The organism is Bacillus cereus group sp. N24 (assembly GCF_016483345.1).
GTDB lineage: Bacteria > Bacillota > Bacilli > Bacillales > Bacillaceae_G > Bacillus_A > Bacillus_A toyonensis.
In genome coordinates this window covers 103,967-124,651 of record NZ_JAEHCA010000005.1, presented here as the reverse complement: position 1 = coordinate 124,651, position 20,685 = coordinate 103,967, and the positions used below count along the sequence as shown (strand labels likewise).

Sequence of the window (20,685 nt, the reverse complement as noted above, 5' to 3'; positions counted from 1 at the left end):
AAGACTCCCACATCAAAATTCGGCGAATGCACGGAAGTTTGGCAGGAGATACCTTCCCGTAAATGCCCTATTGGTGAAGGCTAATACTCATTTTGGGATGAACAAAATCCCCAATGATTATTAGCGAAAAAGAGCTATTAGCTTACGCTTCTAGCTCTCTTACCTCATTACTTACAGTATGTAAAGAGAATTGAATACAGCTTCTATTCTCTTTCTTTTTGCAGTATATCTTTTAATTCTTCAATAAATACATTTAAATCTTTAAATTGACGATATACAGAAGCAAAGCGTACGTAAGCAACATCATCGATATCACGAAGTTCTTCCATAACAATTTCACCAATCATATCACTTTTCACTTCTGATATACCTAAATTACGAAGTTCACGTTCCACACTTTGTGTTACTTCCTCTAATTGTCTTAAAGATACTGGTCTTTTCTCACATGCTTTAATTAAACCGCGTAAAATCTTTTCTTTATTAAACTCTTCTCGTGTGCCTTCTTTTTTAACAACGATAAGAGGTGACTCTTCTACTCTTTCAAATGTCGTAAAGCGACTTAAACAACTTTCACACTCTCTCCTTCTTCGAATAGAGCGCCCTTCGTCTACCGGACGCGAATCTAACACTCTTGTGCCATTATGAGAACAGGATGGACAACGCAATTCATTCACTCCCTTACAATTTGATTTTTATTTTTCTCTACTTCATTCACGTAAAAATATATATACAATATTATATAACTCATTCTAATGCTCTTACCACTCTAAGTTTAAATACATGATTTCATCATCTATTTTCCCAACAAAATAAGATGGTAGATGTAGCACTAACTTATGTGTGAGAGCTCCATTTAACTAACTAATGAACACGTTATGTTTTTCCTTTTTTATAAACTAAAAAAGAGGTGCATTATACACCTCTTTACATTTTAAATCAATTATGTTCTTTTTTAAAGAGCTTTTGTTTCTCTCTGCTTAATTTCGAAGCTACCAGTGCCTCGAGGAAGCTCGATGCTCTCACGCGTTTTCGCGTTTAAACCTTCTGCAATATATTCTGCAGCAACATTTGGATCAATACGATCCCCACAAGTATAAACATCAATACTTGCGTAACCGTGCTCCGGAAAGCTATGAATTGTTAAATGTGATTCCGAGATAATTACTACTCCACTTACACCTTGTGGTGCAAATTTATGGAAAGCAACCTCACGCACTTCAGCACCAGCTCTTAGTGCTGCATCCACAAATAATTGTTCAATATACGGCATGTCATTAAGCTTGTCGAAATCGCAATCCCAAAGTTCAGCGATCACGTGACGACCCATCGTATCCATAGTATCCATTCTACAGTTCCCCCTTGTAAATTTATTCTAACTGTTCGAATTGAAAACTAATTTGCAATTTGGCTTGCTCCACTACCACGGGGGAAAGTTAGTCCAGAGAGGTCCTAACCCTTTAAGTAGTGACTACGTACCTCAGCTCTTAAGTTTACGAGTGTTAGTATACTTTGTTTATTTTCATTTTGCAACAACAGTTTTTTCGATTTTCTGTCATATTTTCCTCTTTACTTTTCCCTAAAAAAAAGAAATGATTCACAAATACAGTAATAACAACGCTTCGTGGTATGTCCACTTTCCAAAATATACTCATATAATTTTTTTCCTTTTCAGAAAAAAATAAAAAAGAGAGGGCAATATTCACTTGCCCTCTCCCTTATTCACTTAAATATGTTGCACATTTTTTTGTTTCGCTAATTCGTCAACAACTAACGTTACAAGATCTACAACACGACGAGAGTAGCCCCACTCGTTATCATACCAAGCAAGTACTTTTACTTTACGATCACCCATTACCATTGTAGATAAGCCATCAATAATAGCTGAGTGTGTATTTGTATTAAAGTCAATAGATACTAAAGGCTCTTCGCTAAATTCTACAATACCTTTTAACGCACCGTTTGCAACCGTTTTGAATGCATCGTTAATAGCTTCAACTGTCACATCACGTTTTACATCTACTACTAAGTCAACAAGAGACACGTTTGGTGTTGGTACACGAAGTGCCATACCATGAAGTTTTCCGTTTAAATGCGGAAGAACTTTTGCTAGCGCTTTCGCAGCACCTGTCGTTGTTGGAATAATCGACTGTCCGCAAGCACGTGCTCTTCTTAAATCTTTATGTGGGTTATCAATATTTTTTTGGTCATTTGTATAAGCGTGAACAGTCGTCATTAAACCGTTTTCAATTCCAAACTGCTCATCTAACACCTTCACAACAGGCGCTAAACAGTTTGTTGTACAAGATGCATTTGAAATAACGGTATGTTTTGTAATATCTAATTGGTCTTCGTTCACACCAACTACAATTGTTACATCTTCATTTTTACCAGGCGCTGTTAAAATAACTTTTTTCGCTCCAGCTTCAACGTGAAGAATTGCTTTTTCTTTTGAATTAAATTTACCAGTTGCTTCAATTACAACTTCAACACCTAGATCTGTCCAAGGCAATTCCTTTGGATCGCGGTTGTTTAAAAGGCGAATCATTTTCCCATCAACTAATAAGTGATCTTCAAATGCTTCTACTGTTCCGTCAAACTTGCCGTGAACTGTATCATATTTAATTAAATGTGCTAACGTTTCAGATGGATAGCTTGCATTGATTGCTACAATTTCGAATGCGCTTTCTTTTATTGCCTGACGAAATACCATTCTCCCAATACGTCCAAATCCATTAATTGCCACACGAGTCATAATATGTTATCCCCCTTGAATGCGTTATACTATTTATCTCCAATCCCAATAATAGTATAACACAAAAAGGGGATATGTCACTAAGCATTTTCATTAATTTCACAATTTTTTAGTCAATAATGTTCCATTTCTTTAAAATTCCCTGTAATTGTGTTTTCGTTCCCATAATTGTGCCATCATTATTTATTACTTCATCCGCATGCTTCACTTTTTCTTCTAACGGCATTTGCGATTGTATACGTGCTTTTGCTTCTTCTTCTGAAAAATTATTTCGCTCCATTAAACGTTTTAATTGCGTATCAGGCGTGACAGCTACAACTAAAACGCGGTCAACGAGACTTGTTAATTTACTTTCAAACAAAAGAGGGATATCTAACACAACCGCTTGCATACTTTCTTTTATGTACATTTCCTTTTGTGCATTCATTTCCTCACGTACTGCAGGATGAACAATTTTATTTAACTGCAATCGTTTTTCTTCATTATAGAAAACAACATTTCCTAATTTCGGCCGATCCAGTTCTCCATCTTTTTGTAACACTTCCGTTCCAAATACTTCTACTATTTTGTTATATGCTGGTTTTCCTCGTTCTACAACTTCTCTTGCAATAACATCTGCGTCAATAACCGGTATACTTAGCTCACGAAACATTTCTGATACCGTACTTTTTCCGCTTGCAATTCCTCCCGTTAATCCAATTACCACTGTCATAATACTTCTCCTCCTCATAATAAAAGGCGCGAAACTAATGTTCCACGCCCATACTTACATTTTCCAAATTCCAATAATAATGAGTAATACCCCAGGCAGGAATGTAAATTTTTGTAACCATTTCATATTCGATAAAACTGTACCCAGCTTCATTCCAATAAACAAAAATAAAGAACTCATAACTGCAACTAATACCGCCATCATAGCGGGTGCATAACCTAATAAAGATGCACCAATTCCAGCACCAAACGAATCCACGGAAAGTGCGATACCAAGAAGTAGCGCTTCTCCTGCAGAAATAGTTCCCGATTTATCAAAGTCTGCAACAGTCGGTTTCCGTAAAATTTGAATTACTAACCCAAGTGAAGCAATTTCTAGTTTCCAAACCTTCTCTTCTTGCTTCGGTTCTTCCTTTTTATCACTTCGAAAAAATTGATATAATACCCAAATCCCTATTCCAATAAGAACAAGCCCACCGATACGCGTTGCGATAACAGGTGAAAATATTTTCGCAATCATATGTCCAATTCCCATTGAAACAAGCATAACAGCCGCTGAACAGATTCCGATAATTATAATTGATCTTAGTGGAATTCTTACGCTTCTCAAACCATATGTCAGCCCTACACTACAGCTATCTAAGCTTAATGTAAAAGCTAATAAAATAAGAGATAAATAAAGGTACATCGGTAAGCTCCTCCCTTATACATAGCTCTGCTGTATGTATATGACAAATGCCTATCCGATGTTATCTCTTTTCTATATTCTAGGCTGACAAATTGGGCAATAATGCGTCCCTCTTCCGCCAACAACTGTTTTTTCTAATATCGTGCCACAAGTTACACATGGTTCTCCCTTTTTCCCATATACATTTAAAAGTTCTTGGAATGAACCAATTTGCCCTTGCGAATTCATATACGTTCTAATTGTACTTCCGCCTCGCTTCACTGCTTCGCCTAGCGTCGTAACAATTGCTTCGTAAATTCTTTCGATTTCTTCTTCCGTTAAAGATGCAGCTTCTCGCTCCGGATGGATATGAGAACGGAATAAAACTTCATCTACATATATATTTCCAAGCCCTACTAAAAGACGCTGATCTAATAATACGACTTTTATTTTACGATTTGTCTTTTGCAATTTTCCTTGTAAATACTGTGGTGTCAATTCAGCATCAAATGGCTCTGGACCTAAGTCAGCAAGAGGCATTTGATTCAACTCTTCACCTTTTTTAAAGAGATGCATCGTACCAAACTTTCTCACATCTTTATAATGTAATTCAGTTCCATCTGTAAATAAGAAACGGACGTGCGTATGCTTATCAATTGGCTCATCCTCTTGATGAAGTAAAAACTTTCCTTCCATACGCAAATGCGAAACGATAACATAATTCGTTACATATAAAAGCAAAAACTTACCTCTTCGCTTTATCGTTTCAATTTTCTCGCCTCTGAGCATTTCTTTAAAGATTTCCGCATCATCTGGTCGTTTTACTATTTTTGGATACGTAACAATAACATCTTCAATCGTTTTTCCTGTTACAAGATTTTCGAGTGTCCGTCTGACGTTTTCAACCTCTGGTAATTCAGGCATTTCATCACTTCCTTATTTTGCGTCGTACCAAGTTGGACCGTAAGAATAATCAACTTTCAGTGGAACTGCGAGTTCAATTGCATGCTCCATTACTTCTGGTACAAGCTTCTCTAATTTTTCAATTTCTTCTTTTGGTGCTTCAAAGATTAATTCATCGTGTACTTGCAGAAGAAGACGCGCTTGTAATCCTTCTTCTTCTAAACGATCTGCCATAATAATCATAGCTATCTTTATAATATCTGCAGCACTACCTTGAATTGGTGTATTCATAGCTGTACGCTCAGCAAAACTACGTAAATTGAAATTACGACTCGTAATTTCCGGAATGTAACGGCGACGATTTAATAAAGTAGCCACATACCCTTTTTGTTTCGCATCTTTTACGATGTCATCCATGTATTCTTGTACACCAGGGAAACTTTCTAAATACTTTTCAATAAATTCCGCTGCTGCTTTTCTTGTAATTCCTAAGTTTTGTGAAAGACCGTAATCACTAATACCATACACAATTCCGAAGTTAACAGCTTTCGCTTGTCGTCTCATATTCGAAGTTACTTCATCTTTTCCAACACCGAATACGTCCATAGCTGTTTTCGTATGAATATCCATATCATGTTGGAACGCTTCAACTAGCCCTTTATCATTTGCAATATGAGCTAATACACGAAGTTCAATTTGTGAATAATCGGCCGCATATATAATCCATCCTTCTTCTGATGGAACAAATGCCTGACGAATCTTTCTTCCTTCTTCTAATCGAATCGGTATATTTTGCAAGTTCGGATCTGTTGAACTTAATCGACCTGTTTGTGTTAAAACTTGATTAAAGCGAGTATGAATTTTCGATGAATCTTCATGCACAACTTTTAGTAAACCTTCAATGTAAGTTGAATTTAATTTCCCTAACTGACGATAATGTAAAATGTTTGGAATAATTTCATGATGATTCATAAGTTTATCTAGTACATCAGCTGACGTAGAATAACCTGTTTTCGTCTTTTTAATAACTGGTAAGTTTAAATTCTCAAACAGAATAACCCCAAGTTGCTTCGGTGAATTAATATTAAATTCTGTTCCCGCAAGCTTATAAATTTCCTGTTCCATTTCCTTTAATCTACCTGCAAGTTCTTCTCCCATATTACGAAGGCGCTCCGTATCAACTTTTACACCTTTTACTTCCATATCAGCTAGTACACGTGCAAGTGGTAATTCTAACTCTGTAAACAATTCATATTGCTCGTTCTTTTTTAATTCTTCTAAGAACGTTTGCTTTACATCATATAATACATGCACTTTTCGAGCTACATGCTCCGCTACTACTTCTAGCTCTGGAACAGCACGCTTCGCACCTTTTCCATAAACTTCTTCATCCGATTTCACGGCATGCGTTTCTTTCATTTTCGCTACAGTACGGAAATCTTTATCCGTATCAGCTGGATCAAGTAAATAAGCAGCAATTAATAAATCAAAGTCGATTCCTTGAATATCTATACCCTTCCATTTGAGTGCAACGATAGCTCGCTTCGCATCAAATGTATGCTTTCTCATTTCTCCATTTGCAAGCCATGCTTTGAAAGCCTCGGATGCAAGAGCTATGTCCGTCTGAATAAAGTAGCAACCATTTTCATTTTGAATACCAAAACCTTGAATGTCCGCTTTATGATAGTTATCTTCTTGTACTTCTACAATAAGTGCACTATCTTGCTGAAGCATTTCTTCTGTAACTTCTTCCACAATATCAAATGTAATATCATCTAATTCAGCTGGAGCTGTTTCTTCTGGCGTAACACCTAATTTATTCAAAAGAGATGTAAATCCTAAATTCTCGAACATTGGAATCACATCACTTGCTTCATATCCTTTATACTCCATATCATCCACATGCACTGTAATCGGCGCATCTGTAATAATAGTTGCAAGATCTTTACTCATAAGAGCTTGTTCTTTATTCGCTTCTAGTTTTTCTTTTAATTTCTTCCCGCTTACTTGATCGATATTTTCATACACTGCTTCAACCGTTTCAAATTGCGTTAACAATTTAATTGCAGTTTTTTCACCAACTCCTGGTACACCCGGAATATTATCTGACTGGTCCCCCATTAAACCTTTCATATCGATAATTTGCTTTGGTGATAAACTGTATTTCTCAAATAAAGCTTCTTTCGTATATTCATCTACTTCTGTAATCCCTTTTCGAGGTATACATACAAGCGTATTATCAGAAACAAGTTGAAGTAAATCTTTATCTCCTGAAATAACCTTAACATGAAACCCTTGCTCACTCGCTTCTTTCGCTAACGTCCCCATAATGTCATCCGCTTCATAATTTTCTAGTTCATAACGCGGTACATTAAATGCATCAAGCATCTCACGAATAAACGGGAATTGTTCTGATAACTCAGGTGGAGTCTTTTGACGTCCTCCTTTATACTCGCTATACGTTTTATGACGGAATGTCGTTTTTCCTGCATCAAACGCAACAAGCATATGCGTTGGCTTTTCTTCCTCTAATATTCTCATTAACATCATTGTAAAACCGTAAATTGCGTTCGTATGTATACCTTTGTCGTTATTTAAAAGCGGTAGTGCAAAGAAAGCACGATACGCGATATTATTACCATCTACTAATACGACTTTTTTTTCCACAATAGAAACCTCCCCATACAAATTTGAAACGATTTTCACATAGAAAAAAAACCGTTCCTTTCCTCTCTCTATATTAACATGACTAATAGAGAGAAGAAAAATAACGGTTTTTTTCTTTCATATATATCAAACTTATATTGGCATAAAGGGAAGTGACGAGAACAGCATAACTATTCTCGTCCAAAATTACTCCTTGGATGAAGGGGTTTTCATGTATTATATTAACAGAGCTTTATTAATATTTAATTAAGCCATTGTTAATATATTGTAAATATCCTTCATCCTATTTTTCAGTTGCCGATTTCGGTAAAACAACTGTAAATGTTGTCCCTTCCCCAACTTCACTATCCACAGTAATTGTACCGTGATGTGCCTCAACTAAATGCTTTACAATCGATAATCCAAGACCTGTACCACCAGTATTTCTACTTCTCGCTTTATCCACTCGGTAAAAACGTTCAAAAATACGTGGGATTTCATCTTTACTAATACCAATTCCAGTATCAGATACTTTTATATAAGCATTGTATTTATCTTCTGCTAATTCAACAGAAACAACGCCTCCAGCCGGTGTATATACGATTGCATTATTAATTAAATTAATAAAGATTTGTTTCAAACGACCAGGATCTCCAATGACAGAGACACGTTTTAATACATTCACTTGTAAAGAGATTTCTTTTTCGCCTGCTTTATTGTCAAGCACCATATGAATATCTTCAAGAAGTCCCTTCATATCAACGGTTTCCATATTTAATTTAAACCCTTGTTGCTCGATCTTTGACAAATCTAATAAATCTTCAATTAACCCTTGCATGCGTTCACTTTCTTTTAAAATAATGTGTAAGAAATGTTCGCAGAATTTCTTATTATCCATCGCTCCATCCAAGAGCGTTTCTGAAAAACCTTTAATAGAAGTAATTGGCGTCTTTAGTTCATGAGAAACATTGGCTAAAAAGTCTTTTCTCATTTGTTCTAATCTCTTTAACTCTGTTATGTCATGGAATACGAGAACAATCCCTTTCCATTCATGGTTCGTCCCGATAATCGGCGCTCCATATACTTCGAAATGCTTTCGCTCAATTCCAAGTGGCAATAGCATTTGTTTACGCACTTTCACTTCTGTCATAAAGATTTCTTCCACAAGCTCAATAATTTCTGTATGATGGAACGATTCATAATATAAGCGATCTAAATACTCTTCATCTGTTACGTGGAAAGTCTCTTTATAAGAACGGTTTACAAGGTTTATATAACCGCGGCTATCAATTAAAATCATTCCACTTCCCATATTTTCGATTAACGTATGCAGACGATCTTGTTGCATTTCTTGTTCGAGTGTCATCTCTTGTAAATTACGAGCTAAAATATTAATCGCTTTACTCAGCATTCCTGTTTCATCCGAATGACTTTCATAAGCACGTGCTTTATAATTTCCCTTCGCTAATTCAATCGCAACTTTCGTAACTGATTCAATTGGCCTAATATATTGCCCTGTAATTTTCATACCTAAAAACACGACTACAAGACAAGCGATAACAAATCCGATAATTAATAATCCCCACGTTTTTTGATGAACATCTTTCAAAGGCTCAATTGTACTTTTCACCAAAATGTATCCTTGTTTCCCTGTTACATCTTGAACGAACACCGCATGATAAAATTCATTCTTCTGATCCGTTTCTTTCGTAATGACTTTATTTCGTTGTTTCGCTGTTTCGGCAGAAAGTTCTTTAATCATCTCTTGACTAAATGCAGATTGTTGCCCTTTGCCATATTGAACTTTCTTTTTTTCATCTACAAATATAATAGAAGCTGGTATTTTTTCTTCTAACTTTTCAAATACATACGGCCTTTTTAAAACATCCTCAAAACCTTGTTCTTCTGCTAATACCGCAACATATCCTGTTTCTTTTACCATTCTCTCTTTCGCATGATCTATATAATAGTTTTCAAACACGGTTTCTAACAGTAAACCTAGTCCAACTAAAATAAACACAATAAGAGAAACAAATGTAAAAAGAAGCCTGGAACGAAATTTATTCATCCCCTTTTGGCTCCTCTAATTTATATCCTAAACCACGTATCGTTTTAATGTACGTCGGTTTTTTCGTATTTTTTTCAATTTTATCGCGCAAGTGGCTAATATGAACATCAACAATTCGTGTATCACCAGCAAAATCATAATTCCATACAGCACTTAATAATTGATCACGCGTCAACACGCGACTTTTATTTTTCGCAAGATAAACAAGTAGTTCAAATTCTTTTGGGGTTAATTCAAGCTTTCTTCCTTGGAAATAAGCCTCATAAAACTCCGGTAAAATTTTAAGGTCTGCAATTAGGATGCTATCTTCATCTGGCGCTTCTGCAACTTGCTCTTCTTGCTGTAATTTCGTACGACGTAAAATCGCCTTCACACGAGCAACAACTTCCCTTGGACTAAATGGCTTCGTCATATAATCATCCGCCCCAAGTTCAAGACCTAGCACCTTATCAAATTCATCATCTTTTGCTGTTAACATTAAAATCGGCGTCATAACACGCTGCAATCGTAATTCTTTACAAACTTCCATACCATCCATTTTTGGAAGCATTAAATCTAATATAATTAAATCCGGACGTTCTGTTGTCGCTTTTTGAAGCGCCATTTCTCCGTCCATCGCTGTTATAACTTCAAAACCAGCTTGTTGTAAATTAAATTCAATTAAAGTTAAGATAAATTCCTCATCATCAACTACTAAAATACGATTGTTCATTCTTTTCCTCCAAGTTATAGACTTGAAACCTTCTTCATCCTAGTATTTTCCCCGTTATTCTCATCATACTAGAAAACAGGTCCCCCCTCAATATAATTGTCTATTCATGGATTCAGATTATGCTCTCGTTATCTCTAAAAACAATTACACTCGGCTCAATTAACGTGTTACTATCCACACTTTATACAATTCTATATTCTCATTACATTCTACTTCCGTATGAACATTGAATTCTCGATTTTGTGCTAAGAAAAAAGATAGAACATACGCTATTTTATAGTCCGGTGTTTCATATCCATCAAATACCCTTCCGTATATTTCATTCGCGATCCCGTCTGCCCACACTTCAGCTTCTCTTATCGTTTCAAAAATAACGTCTTCCCTTTTCCATCTCACTTAAAAAATCCCTCCTTCAATTGACTTCAGTTATTAAAGTATGTGATAATTTCATATAATAATTAATATATATGAATGTTACATATGTGGAGGTTCTATTATGCGACTAGTACTACCTATTCTAACTTTAGTAGTAACATGTATTCTTACTTTTAACGCTCCAAGCTGGGATACGATTAAAACGGGTTGTTCAGATTTTGCTGCAGGGTTCGCTGAAGGATTCTTCAACTAAAAATAGCGCTAGCTCCCTTATTAAAGGTATGCTAGCACTATTCATATTTTCATGTTTTAAAAATTATCTAATGCTTTTTCCATAATGGAAACAGATTTAAAAGGTGGCGTTACCGTTAATGAACCTTTAACAACCGTTTCTCCTTTTTCATCATGAGCAGATACAAGCATATCAATTGTATGTGCCTCCTCAGAAACAGCCACAACTTCAAAGTGGATTTGTAACGTTTCATAATGGTGAACATGCTTCACGAACGTAAGGTCCTTCCTAATAATATGACTACCTGGACCTGGTAAATATTTCGTAACCGCCGTTGTAATCATTCCCGTTAGCATAATGCTTGGTACAATCGGCTTTTCATACGGAGTTTGGGATGCGTAATCATGCTGAATATATAATGGATTGGCATCATTCGTTAGCCCTAAATACAATAACAAATCTTTATCCTCAATTTTTTCAGTGATAGATAGTTTCTCTCCTACTGTAATTTCATCCATTTTACGACCAATTTGAACTTTTTTCTTTAACATGTTACAACCCCCTCCGATTTTTTCACCTTATTATCCTACTAAAAGCGATACCTTATCCGAAATTTACTATGATGAGGGCAATGTATAGTATAAATCTACAGTTTCATTATAGGATACTACAAATGATAGCGTTTTCATATTATTTCAAAAAAACATTTCATTAAATAGTAGAAAAAGATTCGGGGCCCCGAATCTTTTTCCGCTTATATTTAATTATTAAACAAGAACTTTCATAACGTTACGTACAGATTCTACAGAGCGATCTAACGCTTCTTTTTCCTCTGCAAGAAGTTCTAATTCAATAATTTTTTCAATTCCGTTACCACCTAGAATTACTGGTACCCCTAAGTAAAGGTCACTATAACCATATTCACCTTCAAGATACGCAATAGCCGGTAATACACGGCGTTGATCTTTTAAGATTGCTTCTGTCATTTCAACTAAAGAAGCCGCTGGTGCGTAATATGCACTACCGTTTCCTAATAAGCCTACAATCTCTCCGCCACCCTTACGTGTACGTTCTACAATTGCCTCTAAACGCTCTTTCGGAATTAACGTTTCTAACGGAATGCCACCCGCATAGGAATAACGTACAAGAGGTACCATGTCGTCACCGTGTCCACCAAGAACAAATCCTGTAATGTCTTTCACAGAAAAATTTAATTCTTGTGCAATGAATGTACGGAAACGAGCTGTATCTAATACGCCCGATTGCCCGATAACACGCTCTTTCGGGAATCCTGCTTCTTTAAATACAGAATATGTCATTGCATCAACTGGATTTGTTAATACAACAATAATCGCATTTGGTGAATGTTTTGCAATGTCGCGCGTAATACTTTTCATAATTTTAGAGTTTGTTGCTACTAAGTCATCACGGCTCATACCAGGCTTACGTGCAATACCTGCTGTAATAACGACAACGTCAGAATCAGCAGTATCTGCGTAATCAGATGTTCCAATAATGTTAGCATCAAAACCTTGTACTGGGCTCGCTTCTAACATATCTAACGCTTTCCCTTTTGTTGGATTTTCCAGTTGTGGAATGTCCACTAATACAACATCTGCAAGTTCTTTTTGTGCTAATAAGAATGCTGTTGTTGCTCCTGTAAATCCTGCACCGATGACTGAAACTTTCTTGCGTTTGATTGTCATAATTTACCCCCCACTTTAATTATGCGTTTTTGATTATCGCTACATCCATGTTTTTAATAAGCTCATTAGCAAATTCAGAACATTTCACTTCTGTTGCGCCTTCCATTAGACGAGCGAAGTCGTATGTTACTACTTTTGATGCAATTGTTTTCTCAACTGAATCAGTTACTAATTTCGCAGCTTCATTCCATCCTAAATGTTCTAGTAATAATACACCAGAAAGAAGAACAGAAGACGGGTTTACTTTATCTAAACCTGCATATTTTGGAGCTGTACCATGTGTAGCTTCAAAGATAGCATGTCCAGTCACATAGTTAATGTTTGCACCAGGTGCAATACCAATTCCACCTACTTGTGCAGCAAGTGCATCAGAGATGTAGTCTCCATTTAAGTTCATTGTTGCAACAACATCGAACTCACGTGGACGAGTTAAAATTTGTTGTAAGAAGATATCTGCAATAGAATCTTTTACAATGATTTTTCCAGCCACTTCTGCGTCTGCCATCGCTTTATTCGCTGCATCTTTGCCATCTTTTTCAACGATGCGATCATATTCAGCCCAAGTAAATACTTTATCGCCGAATTCTTGTTCCGCAACTTCGTAACCCCAGTTTTTGAAAGCACCTTCTGTAAATTTCATAATGTTTCCTTTATGAACTAATGTAACAGAAGAGCGTTTTTCGTTAATTGCATATTGAATTGCAGCACGAACAAGACGCTTTGTCCCTTCTTCTGAAATTGGTTTAATACCAATACCAGATGTTTCTGGGAAGCGGATTTTATTAACACCCATTGCTTCTTTTAAGAAAGCAAGAACTTTTTCTGCTTCTGGAGATCCTTGTGCATATTCAATTCCAGCATAAATGTCTTCTGTATTTTCACGGAAAATAACCATATCAGTATCTTCCGGACGTTTTACAGGTGAAGGAACACCTTCAAAATAACGAACTGGACGTAGACATACGTATAAATCTAATTCTTGACGAAGCGCTACGTTTAGAGAACGAATACCACCGCCAACTGGAGTTGTAAGTGGACCTTTAATTGCGATTAAATATTCACGGATTAAATTTAAAGTCTCTTCTGGTAACCACTCGCCTGTTTGGTTGAATGCTTTTTCCCCTGCAAGCACTTCTTTCCAAACGATTTTCTTCTCACCATCATAAGCTTTTTCTACTGCTGCTTCTAGTACGCGAGATGCAGCTTCCCAAATATCAGGACCAATTCCATCTCCTTCGATAAATGGAATAATCGGATTGTTTGGTACATTCATAACACCATTAGTTACAGTAATTTTTTCACCTGTCTTCAATGTGATAACCCCCATGTTTGAAATTTCATATGTATGAAACTGAGGGAATAACCCCTCAGTTCAAACCGTTAGTCAAATTAAAATATTCTAATCATTACATCTTTCCAAAAAAATCAGACTTTTGAAAGCGTATTTTTACTATCGAAATAGTGTTTTTCGCTTATCGTTGTGCAATTGGAACATATACTTGATGTGTTGGTCCATTATAATCAGCACGCGGACGGATTAAACGGTTGTTTTCATATTGTTCTAGAATATGAGCTAACCAGCCTGACATACGGCTAATTGCAAAAATAGGTGTAAATAAGTCATGGTCAATTCCTAAACAATGGTATACAGAAGCTGAATAGAAATCAACATTTGGTGGAAGACCTTTTTCTTTTGTTACAATGTCTTCAATTTTGATAGACATATTATACCATTTCTCTTCTCCTAAAAGCACGCATAATCTCTTAGACATTTCACGTAAATGTTTTGCACGTGGATCACCTTGCTCATACACACGATGACCAAAGCCCATGATTTTCACTTTATTTTGAAGAGCATTATGAATATATGATTCTACATTTTCTTCTTCGCCAATTTCAGTTAACATCTTCATTACATTTTCATTTGCCCCGCCGTGAAGAGGACCTTTTAACGCACCGATTGCTGCAGTAATACCAGAATATACATCTGAAAGTGTAGCTACGCAAACACGTGCAGTAAATGTAGAAGCGTTTAACTCATGATCTGCATGAAGTACAAGCGCCTTATCAAAAGCTTCAATTTCAACTTCATTTGGCTCACGATCATTTAACATGTACAAGAAGTTTGCAGCTAATGATAAATCTTTTCTCGGTTCAACAATATCTAAACCTTTACGGATTCTTGCATAAGCGGCAATTAAAGTCCCCACTTGAGCTTGTAATTTAACCGCTTTCAAATAATTGGACTTTTCATCCATAATTTCAGCGCTCTCATCGTATAATGATAGCATGGAAATTGCAGTTCGTAAAACAGACATAGGATGTGCGATCTTTAAATCTACTTGTTTTAAATATGTTAAAATTTCACCTGGCACTTTATAGTATTCTGATACAGTTTCATTAAATTCCGCTAGTTCTTGTTCGTTAGGAAGCTTGCGGTGCCATAATAAGTACACTACTTCTTCAAATGTAGCATTCTCAGCTAAATCATCAATATTATACCCAACATAAGTTAATGTATCATCAATAATAGAGCTCACAGATGATGTTGTTGCTACTACCCCTTCTAAACCTCGAATAACAGTCATGACATTCTCTCCTTTTCCTGAAAAATTCTCCCAACCTTGCTCCTTATATCTATTTGCTCCCCTTATGAATTATGAACGCCCGTTCACTCTTTAGGCAAGCAAAATGCACGATCATGCACATTTGTTGCGATGTTCCCCTCTTAATGTCCATTGCTTACATGGAAAGCATGAGCGTGAATGTCTCCCCGAATCCTCACGCTCAGAACAACAAGTTAGTGAGGAAAATGAATTCCGAAGAGTTTTATGATAAAAACAACATAAAACAATATCATTATAAAATTGTTTTATGTTGTTTTTATTTTATCTGGTGTAAAGTCTCTGCTGTTATGTAACTTTTCAAAGTTTCTAATTCTATTATAAACAATTATCTGACTTTTGTGAACAGAAAGAATTCAAAAATTTTATATTACTATAAAATTCCTTATTTAAACATTTGTATAATACTCATAACTGCATAGGCAATTCCAGCCCCAATTAACGGGCCTACAGCCACCCCATTAAATAAGGCAACCGCTATAATCGTCCCAAAAACAAGCGCAGTTGTAATATGAGGGTCCGTCGTCAATAATTGTACGCCGCCTTTCGCTAACAAAGCGACCGCCACACCTGAGGCTAAAGCAATCCATGCATAATATGATTTTGCTGCTTCTCCAAGTTGTTTAAAGCCTATTTCCCCTGTCGCAATCGGTACGAGCACTGCTATTGTAATGACTGTTACACCAAGGTTAATCCCTTTCGTTTGTAAATAAGGAAAGACTTTATCTCCTAAAAACGTAAACTTCAATAAGAATAACACTCCAATGGCTACAGTAAGCGATTGGTTTTTAGCAATAAGTCCTATAATAAGTAGTATGAATAAAAATAACGTTGACTGACTAATCATGTTTGCACTTCCTTTCTGAAAATAATGAACTCGCTTCCAAACAAAAATACCTTTAAACCTATCGTTATACATGTCATATCGATGTCTATTTGCCAATGAGAATAAGCCAACAATTTCATTTTTGTATGCATTTTTAACTTACAAAATGAGACTACAACCCAAAAAAATCAAAGCATATATACATTTTTGAAACGATGGTCTCTCCTTTCTTTTCTAGCAAGAAACAGGTAAAATAAAAAGAAGAGAAAATGAAGTTTTTACCATATAGTAGAAGCATCATCAACAAGCTTTTACAGTCGTTCATGTACTGAAAAAGCAGGGAAAATCCATCATTCCACTATAACATAAAAGTGAAACTTTAATCAGTGAATGCTACTCGTTATAAGTTGAACGAATTAGGCTAATACAAATTGGAATGGGAGGTATACATCTTTGAACCGAAACTTACTATATATGATATTGCGACTCATATTTGTCATTGTAGCAACGGTAGCTGGGTTCTATGTATTACTATACATGTCAGGACTTATCTATCCTTTTATTATCGCTTTTGCATTTGCTTATTTGATTAATCCTGTCGTCAATTTCCTTAATCAAAAACTACAATTCCCTCGCGCACTAGCAGTACTCGTTAGCTTAATTCTCGTATTCGGAGCTATCGTCGGGCTTGTTACATACCTTGTAACAGAAGCAATATCTGCCACAACATACTTACTACAACTTGTTACAGTAAAGTTTCCGGATATCGTTAAATTCGCAGAGCAATTTGCACTTAATCATATTATGCCTCTCTATGACGATTTAATTTCTAAATTTAATCATCTTGGAGAACCGCAGCGTTATACAATTACACAAAACATCCAAAACTTAGGAACTGAAGCAACAACACAAATGAAAGAACTTTTAACAGCTATTATAAGTGGATTAACAAATTTCATTAGTGCATTACCAACAACTCTAACTGTTCTTGTATTCATTTTATTAGCTACTTTCTTCATTAGTTACGATTGGCACCGTCTTGCTCAAAAAGCAAGAAAACTTCTACCGAATCGTGTACATGGCTACGGAAAAACTATTTTTGTCGATTTAAGAAAAGCTTTGTTCGGTTTTGTTAAAGCGCAACTTACACTCGTATCTATGACAACCGTTATTGTACTAATCGGACTTTTAATATTACGCGTACCATACGCCATTACTATCGCGATTATTACAGGTGTTGTAGATTTACTCCCATACTTAGGGACAGGAGCCGTCTTCGTCCCTTGGGTTATATACGTATTTTTCACTGGCGACACTGCATTCGCCATCGGTCTTCTCATTCTATACATCGTCGTGATTGTCCAAAGACAAATTATGGAACCTAAAGTGCTTTCATCTAATATTGGCCTGGATCCATTAGCGACACTAGTCGCTCTATTTATCGGCTTTAAGCTCTTCGGTTTCTTAGGATTAATCATCGGTCCAGTCACATTAGTACTACTTAATACATTACACAAAGCTCATGTCTTCCATGACTTGTGGAAATACATTAAAGGTTCACCCTCTTCAAAACAATAATTTCTAATTCACACAAAAAACTTAAGGAATAATGAGTGCAATTTCCCACTCATTATTCCTTGTACTTCTTTTTCATACTAACTACATGCAAAAAGAGAATTGCCTCAAAAAAGGATAATTCTCTTGTTTTTTTGCATATAAAAACGGATTTTTTAACCGAAAATACATTTTTATTCTATTTGTTTTATATTTATTCCTTACATTTATTACTTTTTATGTAAATGAATAAATATACAAATTAATATAAGATAAGGCTTCAATTAATGATTTCCCTGCTTTTATCAGACTTCATTACGTTCCTCGATCCTTCATACACAAAAATAAAACTTCAATATAGCGGATTTTTTTCTACATACTATTCATTAAGAACAAATAGTATCCATTTTACATGTTCAATCGGAAATATATATCCTACACAATAAAGTGAAACTTTAATCAATCAGGTTTTGTTCATCCCCCACTAATTATTAACCCGCACCAATCAGGCTTTTTGCAGAATAAAAAAAGTAGTGCTTAGATCGCTATAATCTAAGCACTACTTCTGAATAATAATAGTAGATCTCTTTCTAAACTTCCATTCCATCCACTTCATAACAAGCGGCTTCAATAAAGCCCTAGTAAAAGGGACAACAAAAATAAACCCCATTACATCCGTCACATATCCAGGAAGCACTAAAAGAATACCTCCTACAAATACAAAAATACCATCTAGTACTGCCTCGCCTGGCATTTCTCCTCTATTCAACTTAGATTGAATCTCTCTAAGCACTTTAAACCCTTGCCTTTTCGCCAAATATACACCTACAACACCAGTAAATACAATCATAGCGAACGTAGACCATAAACCTATTACATGACTCGACCCAATTAATACCGTAATCTCAACCGCCGGTATTAAAATCAACAAGAATAACAACCATTTCACAGTTCTGCACTCCTTTCACAAATCGCTTTAAAGACCCCTAAAACGCTCATATAGACTAAACAGAAGTAAGACATCCATTCACATTAAACTTCTTAACAAGCAGCTTGTAAAAGTAAATTTAGACGTTTTAAAATAGTTCTATCATGTTTTTGTGTAAAAAAAAGAGAAGGACTCCGCTCCTTCTCTCCGTATTACTTCTTATAGCACTTCCGCATGTCCATTATAAACAATTCCGCGTGCCGCATCAACTGTTACTTCTTGGCCATTTTTTAAAGTTGCTGTTACGCCGTTTACACCAACGATAACAGGAATACCGATTGATACGCCTACAACAGCTGCATGGCTAGTTAAGCCACCTTCTTCTACAACTAAAGCAGCAGCTTTTTCGATTGCAGAAATCATATCTTTATCAGTGCTTGTTGTAACAAGGATATCACCTTCGTTTACGTTCGCTACAGCTTCAGCAGCTGTTTTTGCTACAACTACTTTACCTTTTGCAGCTTTACGACCGATTCCTTGTCCTTTAGCAACTTCTTCACCAACAACATGGATTTTCATTAAGTTTGTTGTACCAGTTTCAGCAACTGGAACACCCGCAGTGATTACTACAGTGTCTCCAAGTCCGATTAGACCTGCATCCATACCTGTGTGAATCGCAGTATCTAGCATTTCGTCAGTAGACGCTGCACGTTTCCCAGCCATAAATGCTTGTACACCCCAAACAAGTGCAAGACGACGTCCTACTTGCTCGTCAGATGTTACAGCTACGATTGGAGATTTTGGACGGTATTTAGAGATCATTTTCGCAGTATGTCCACTTTCTGTTGGAGCTACGATCGCAGCTACATCAAGAGCAAGTGCTGTATGCGCAACAGATTGGCTAATTGCATCTGTAATTGTTGGAGTGAACTCTTTAATACGTTTTTTGAACATATCTTCGTATTGTAATGATTTTTCAACACGTACTGCAATGTTAGCCATCATTGTTACCGCTTCTACTGGATATTGACCAGCAGCAGTTTCACCTGAAAGCATGATTGCATCCGTACCATCGAAGATTGCGTTAGCTACGTCACTTGCTTCCGCACGAGTTGGACGTGGGTTACGTTGCATAGAATCTAACATTTGCGTTGCAGTAATAACTGGTTTACCTAATACGTTACATTTTTTGATTAGACGTTTTTGTACTAAAGGTACTTCTTCTGGTGGAATTTCCACACCCATATCACCACGAGCTACCATTAAACCGTCAGAAACTTCTAAGATTGAATCGATATTGTCGATACCTTCTTGGTTTTCGATTTTTGGTACGATTTGGATGTATTGAGCATTATGCTCTTCTAACAATTCACGGATTTCTAATACGTCAGATGCTTTACGAACGAAAGATGCTGCGATGAAATCAACTTTTTGCTCGATACCAAAGATGATATCTTTTACGTCTTTTTCAGTGATACCAGGAAGCTTAATGCTTACGTTTGGTACGTTAACACCTTTTTTATTTTTTACAGTTCCACTGTTTAAAACTTTTGTACGGATATTTCCGTCAGCTTTTTCGATTACTTCTAGCTCGATAAGACCGTCATCGATTAGAATGCGAGAACCTGGGTCTACATCATCATAAAGACCAGCATAAGATACAGAGAACTTCTCTGCAGTACCTAATACTTGCTCAGTAGAAAGAACTACTTCTGCACCTGTTACAAGTTCAGCTTGTCCGTCTACGAAGTCGTGAGTACGGATTTCTGGACCTTTTGTATCAAGTAAGATACCAACTGTTTTACCAGTTTTCTTTGAAGCTTCACGAATGTTTTTAATACGAGCGCCGTGCTCTTCATGGCTACCATGAGAGAAGTTTAAACGAGCAACGTTCATACCCGCTTCCATTAATTGTTCTAATTTCTCAATACTTTCACTAGCAGGACCTATTGTACATACAATTTTAGTTTTACGCATATTG

The 20,685-nt window shown here is 36.2% G+C and carries 19 protein-coding genes; 2 read left to right on the top strand and 17 right to left on the bottom strand.

The window, feature by feature from the left end:
* Positions 1–203 precede the first annotated feature (203 nt).
* The 10 genes from nrdR to JDS95_RS10215 all read right to left on the bottom strand — a co-directional run bounded on the left by nrdR (position 204) and on the right by JDS95_RS10215 (position 10,855).
* Positions 204–665 carry a transcriptional regulator NrdR gene (nrdR, locus tag JDS95_RS10260; RefSeq protein WP_001203687.1) on the bottom strand — a complete coding sequence of 154 codons (462 nt, stop codon included), beginning with the start codon at positions 663–665 and terminating at the stop codon, positions 204–206.
* A 287-nt stretch (positions 666–952) separates the two neighbouring features.
* Complete coding sequence (gene speD / locus JDS95_RS10255; protein WP_002003660.1) at positions 953–1,336, bottom strand: adenosylmethionine decarboxylase; 384 nt, start codon at positions 1,334–1,336, stop codon at positions 953–955.
* A 387-nt stretch (positions 1,337–1,723) separates the two neighbouring features.
* On the bottom strand, positions 1,724–2,752 hold the full coding sequence (locus JDS95_RS10250) for a glyceraldehyde-3-phosphate dehydrogenase (RefSeq protein ID WP_000198973.1): 1,029 nt from the start codon (positions 2,750–2,752) through the stop codon (positions 1,724–1,726).
* A gap of 109 nt (positions 2,753–2,861) precedes the next feature.
* Positions 2,862–3,464: a dephospho-CoA kinase gene (gene coaE / locus JDS95_RS10245; protein ID WP_000219288.1), complete on the bottom strand. Its 603-nt coding sequence runs from the start codon at positions 3,462–3,464 to the stop codon at positions 2,862–2,864.
* 54 nt (positions 3,465–3,518) lie between these two features.
* Entirely contained in the window at positions 3,519–4,151 is a 633-nt protein-coding gene (gene ytaF, locus JDS95_RS10240; protein WP_000281732.1) for a sporulation membrane protein YtaF, read from the bottom strand.
* A 72-nt stretch (positions 4,152–4,223) separates the two neighbouring features.
* Positions 4,224–5,054: a DNA-formamidopyrimidine glycosylase gene (gene mutM / locus JDS95_RS10235; protein ID WP_001114490.1), complete on the bottom strand. Its 831-nt coding sequence runs from the start codon at positions 5,052–5,054 to the stop codon at positions 4,224–4,226.
* Between the two features lie 12 nt (positions 5,055–5,066).
* Entirely contained in the window at positions 5,067–7,700 is a 2,634-nt protein-coding gene (polA, locus tag JDS95_RS10230) for a DNA polymerase I (protein ID WP_000412838.1), read from the bottom strand.
* A gap of 283 nt (positions 7,701–7,983) precedes the next feature.
* Entirely contained in the window at positions 7,984–9,747 is a 1,764-nt protein-coding gene (gene phoR, locus JDS95_RS10225; protein WP_001032138.1) for a sensory box histidine kinase PhoR, read from the bottom strand.
* Positions 9,740–10,459, bottom strand: a complete 720-nt coding sequence (phoP, locus tag JDS95_RS10220; RefSeq protein ID WP_001065218.1) for a two-component system response regulator PhoP — start codon at positions 10,457–10,459, stop codon at positions 9,740–9,742. The genes phoR and phoP overlap by 8 nt, the downstream gene beginning before the upstream one ends.
* A gap of 159 nt (positions 10,460–10,618) precedes the next feature.
* The gene (locus JDS95_RS10215; protein ID WP_001267375.1) at positions 10,619–10,855 is read right to left on the bottom strand and encodes a hypothetical protein; all 237 of its coding nucleotides are present in this window, start codon (positions 10,853–10,855) and stop codon (positions 10,619–10,621) included.
* 100 nt (positions 10,856–10,955) lie between these two features.
* Here JDS95_RS10215 and JDS95_RS31535 point away from each other — a divergent pair, with 100 nt between their 5' ends.
* Positions 10,956–11,087, top strand: coding sequence for a hypothetical protein (locus tag JDS95_RS31535; protein WP_001241584.1), 132 nt, complete (start codon positions 10,956–10,958; stop codon positions 11,085–11,087).
* Positions 11,088–11,143: 56 nt separating this feature from the next.
* Here the strand turns inward: JDS95_RS31535 and JDS95_RS10210 are convergent, their stop codons facing one another.
* The 5 genes from JDS95_RS10210 to JDS95_RS10190 form a co-directional block, all read right to left on the bottom strand.
* The gene (locus JDS95_RS10210) at positions 11,144–11,617 is read right to left on the bottom strand and encodes a MaoC family dehydratase (RefSeq protein WP_000914174.1); all 474 of its coding nucleotides are present in this window, start codon (positions 11,615–11,617) and stop codon (positions 11,144–11,146) included.
* A 216-nt stretch (positions 11,618–11,833) separates the two neighbouring features.
* Positions 11,834–12,772, bottom strand: a complete 939-nt coding sequence (mdh, locus tag JDS95_RS10205) for a malate dehydrogenase (RefSeq protein ID WP_000153227.1) — start codon at positions 12,770–12,772, stop codon at positions 11,834–11,836.
* A 19-nt stretch (positions 12,773–12,791) separates the two neighbouring features.
* Positions 12,792–14,084, bottom strand: coding sequence for an NADP-dependent isocitrate dehydrogenase (gene icd / locus JDS95_RS10200; RefSeq protein ID WP_199690445.1), 1,293 nt, complete (start codon positions 14,082–14,084; stop codon positions 12,792–12,794).
* A 160-nt stretch (positions 14,085–14,244) separates the two neighbouring features.
* Positions 14,245–15,360 (bottom strand): citrate synthase, encoded by a 1,116-nt coding sequence (citZ, locus tag JDS95_RS10195; protein ID WP_000216095.1) that lies wholly within the window; start codon positions 15,358–15,360, stop codon positions 14,245–14,247.
* Between the two features lie 421 nt (positions 15,361–15,781).
* On the bottom strand, positions 15,782–16,243 hold the full coding sequence (locus JDS95_RS10190; RefSeq protein WP_000625507.1) for a DUF441 domain-containing protein: 462 nt from the start codon (positions 16,241–16,243) through the stop codon (positions 15,782–15,784).
* A gap of 432 nt (positions 16,244–16,675) precedes the next feature.
* On the opposite strand from JDS95_RS10190, the gene ytvI reads away from it, so the two are divergent.
* Positions 16,676–17,800 (top strand): sporulation integral membrane protein YtvI, encoded by a 1,125-nt coding sequence (gene ytvI / locus JDS95_RS10185; RefSeq protein ID WP_001081386.1) that lies wholly within the window; start codon positions 16,676–16,678, stop codon positions 17,798–17,800.
* 535 nt (positions 17,801–18,335) lie between these two features.
* Here ytvI and JDS95_RS10180 read toward each other — a convergent pair.
* Both JDS95_RS10180 and pyk read right to left on the bottom strand, forming a co-directional pair.
* Positions 18,336–18,725 carry an FxsA family protein gene (locus JDS95_RS10180; protein ID WP_000871649.1) on the bottom strand — a complete coding sequence of 130 codons (390 nt, stop codon included), beginning with the start codon at positions 18,723–18,725 and terminating at the stop codon, positions 18,336–18,338.
* A 198-nt stretch (positions 18,726–18,923) separates the two neighbouring features.
* Entirely contained in the window at positions 18,924–20,681 is a 1,758-nt protein-coding gene (gene pyk / locus JDS95_RS10175) for a pyruvate kinase (protein ID WP_001232682.1), read from the bottom strand.
* Between the last annotated feature and the right edge of the window lie 4 nt (positions 20,682–20,685).

Excerpts from the sequence above, each read along its gene's own strand:
- speD (WP_002003660.1), bottom strand. The coding sequence starts at position 1,336 with ATGGATACGATGGGTCGTCACGTGATCGCTGAACTTTGGGATTGCGAT.
- JDS95_RS10250 (WP_000198973.1), bottom strand. The coding sequence starts at position 2,752 with ATGACTCGTGTGGCAATTAATGGATTTGGACGTATTGGGAGAATGGTA.
- coaE (WP_000219288.1), bottom strand. The coding sequence starts at position 3,464 with ATGACAGTGGTAATTGGATTAACGGGAGGAATTGCAAGCGGAAAAAGT.
- ytaF (WP_000281732.1), bottom strand. The coding sequence starts at position 4,151 with ATGTACCTTTATTTATCTCTTATTTTATTAGCTTTTACATTAAGCTTA.
- mutM (WP_001114490.1), bottom strand. The coding sequence starts at position 5,054 with ATGCCTGAATTACCAGAGGTTGAAAACGTCAGACGGACACTCGAAAAT.
- phoR (WP_001032138.1), bottom strand. The coding sequence starts at position 9,747 with ATGAATAAATTTCGTTCCAGGCTTCTTTTTACATTTGTTTCTCTTATT.
- phoP (WP_001065218.1), bottom strand. The coding sequence starts at position 10,459 with ATGAACAATCGTATTTTAGTAGTTGATGATGAGGAATTTATCTTAACT.
- JDS95_RS31535 (WP_001241584.1), top strand. The coding sequence starts at position 10,956 with ATGCGACTAGTACTACCTATTCTAACTTTAGTAGTAACATGTATTCTT.
- JDS95_RS10210 (WP_000914174.1), bottom strand. The coding sequence starts at position 11,617 with ATGTTAAAGAAAAAAGTTCAAATTGGTCGTAAAATGGATGAAATTACA.
- mdh (WP_000153227.1), bottom strand. The coding sequence starts at position 12,772 with ATGACAATCAAACGCAAGAAAGTTTCAGTCATCGGTGCAGGATTTACA.
- citZ (WP_000216095.1), bottom strand. The coding sequence starts at position 15,360 with ATGACTGTTATTCGAGGTTTAGAAGGGGTAGTAGCAACAACATCATCT.
- JDS95_RS10190 (WP_000625507.1), bottom strand. The coding sequence starts at position 16,243 with ATGATTAGTCAGTCAACGTTATTTTTATTCATACTACTTATTATAGGA.
- pyk (WP_001232682.1), bottom strand. The coding sequence starts at position 20,681 with ATGCGTAAAACTAAAATTGTATGTACAATAGGTCCTGCTAGTGAAAGT.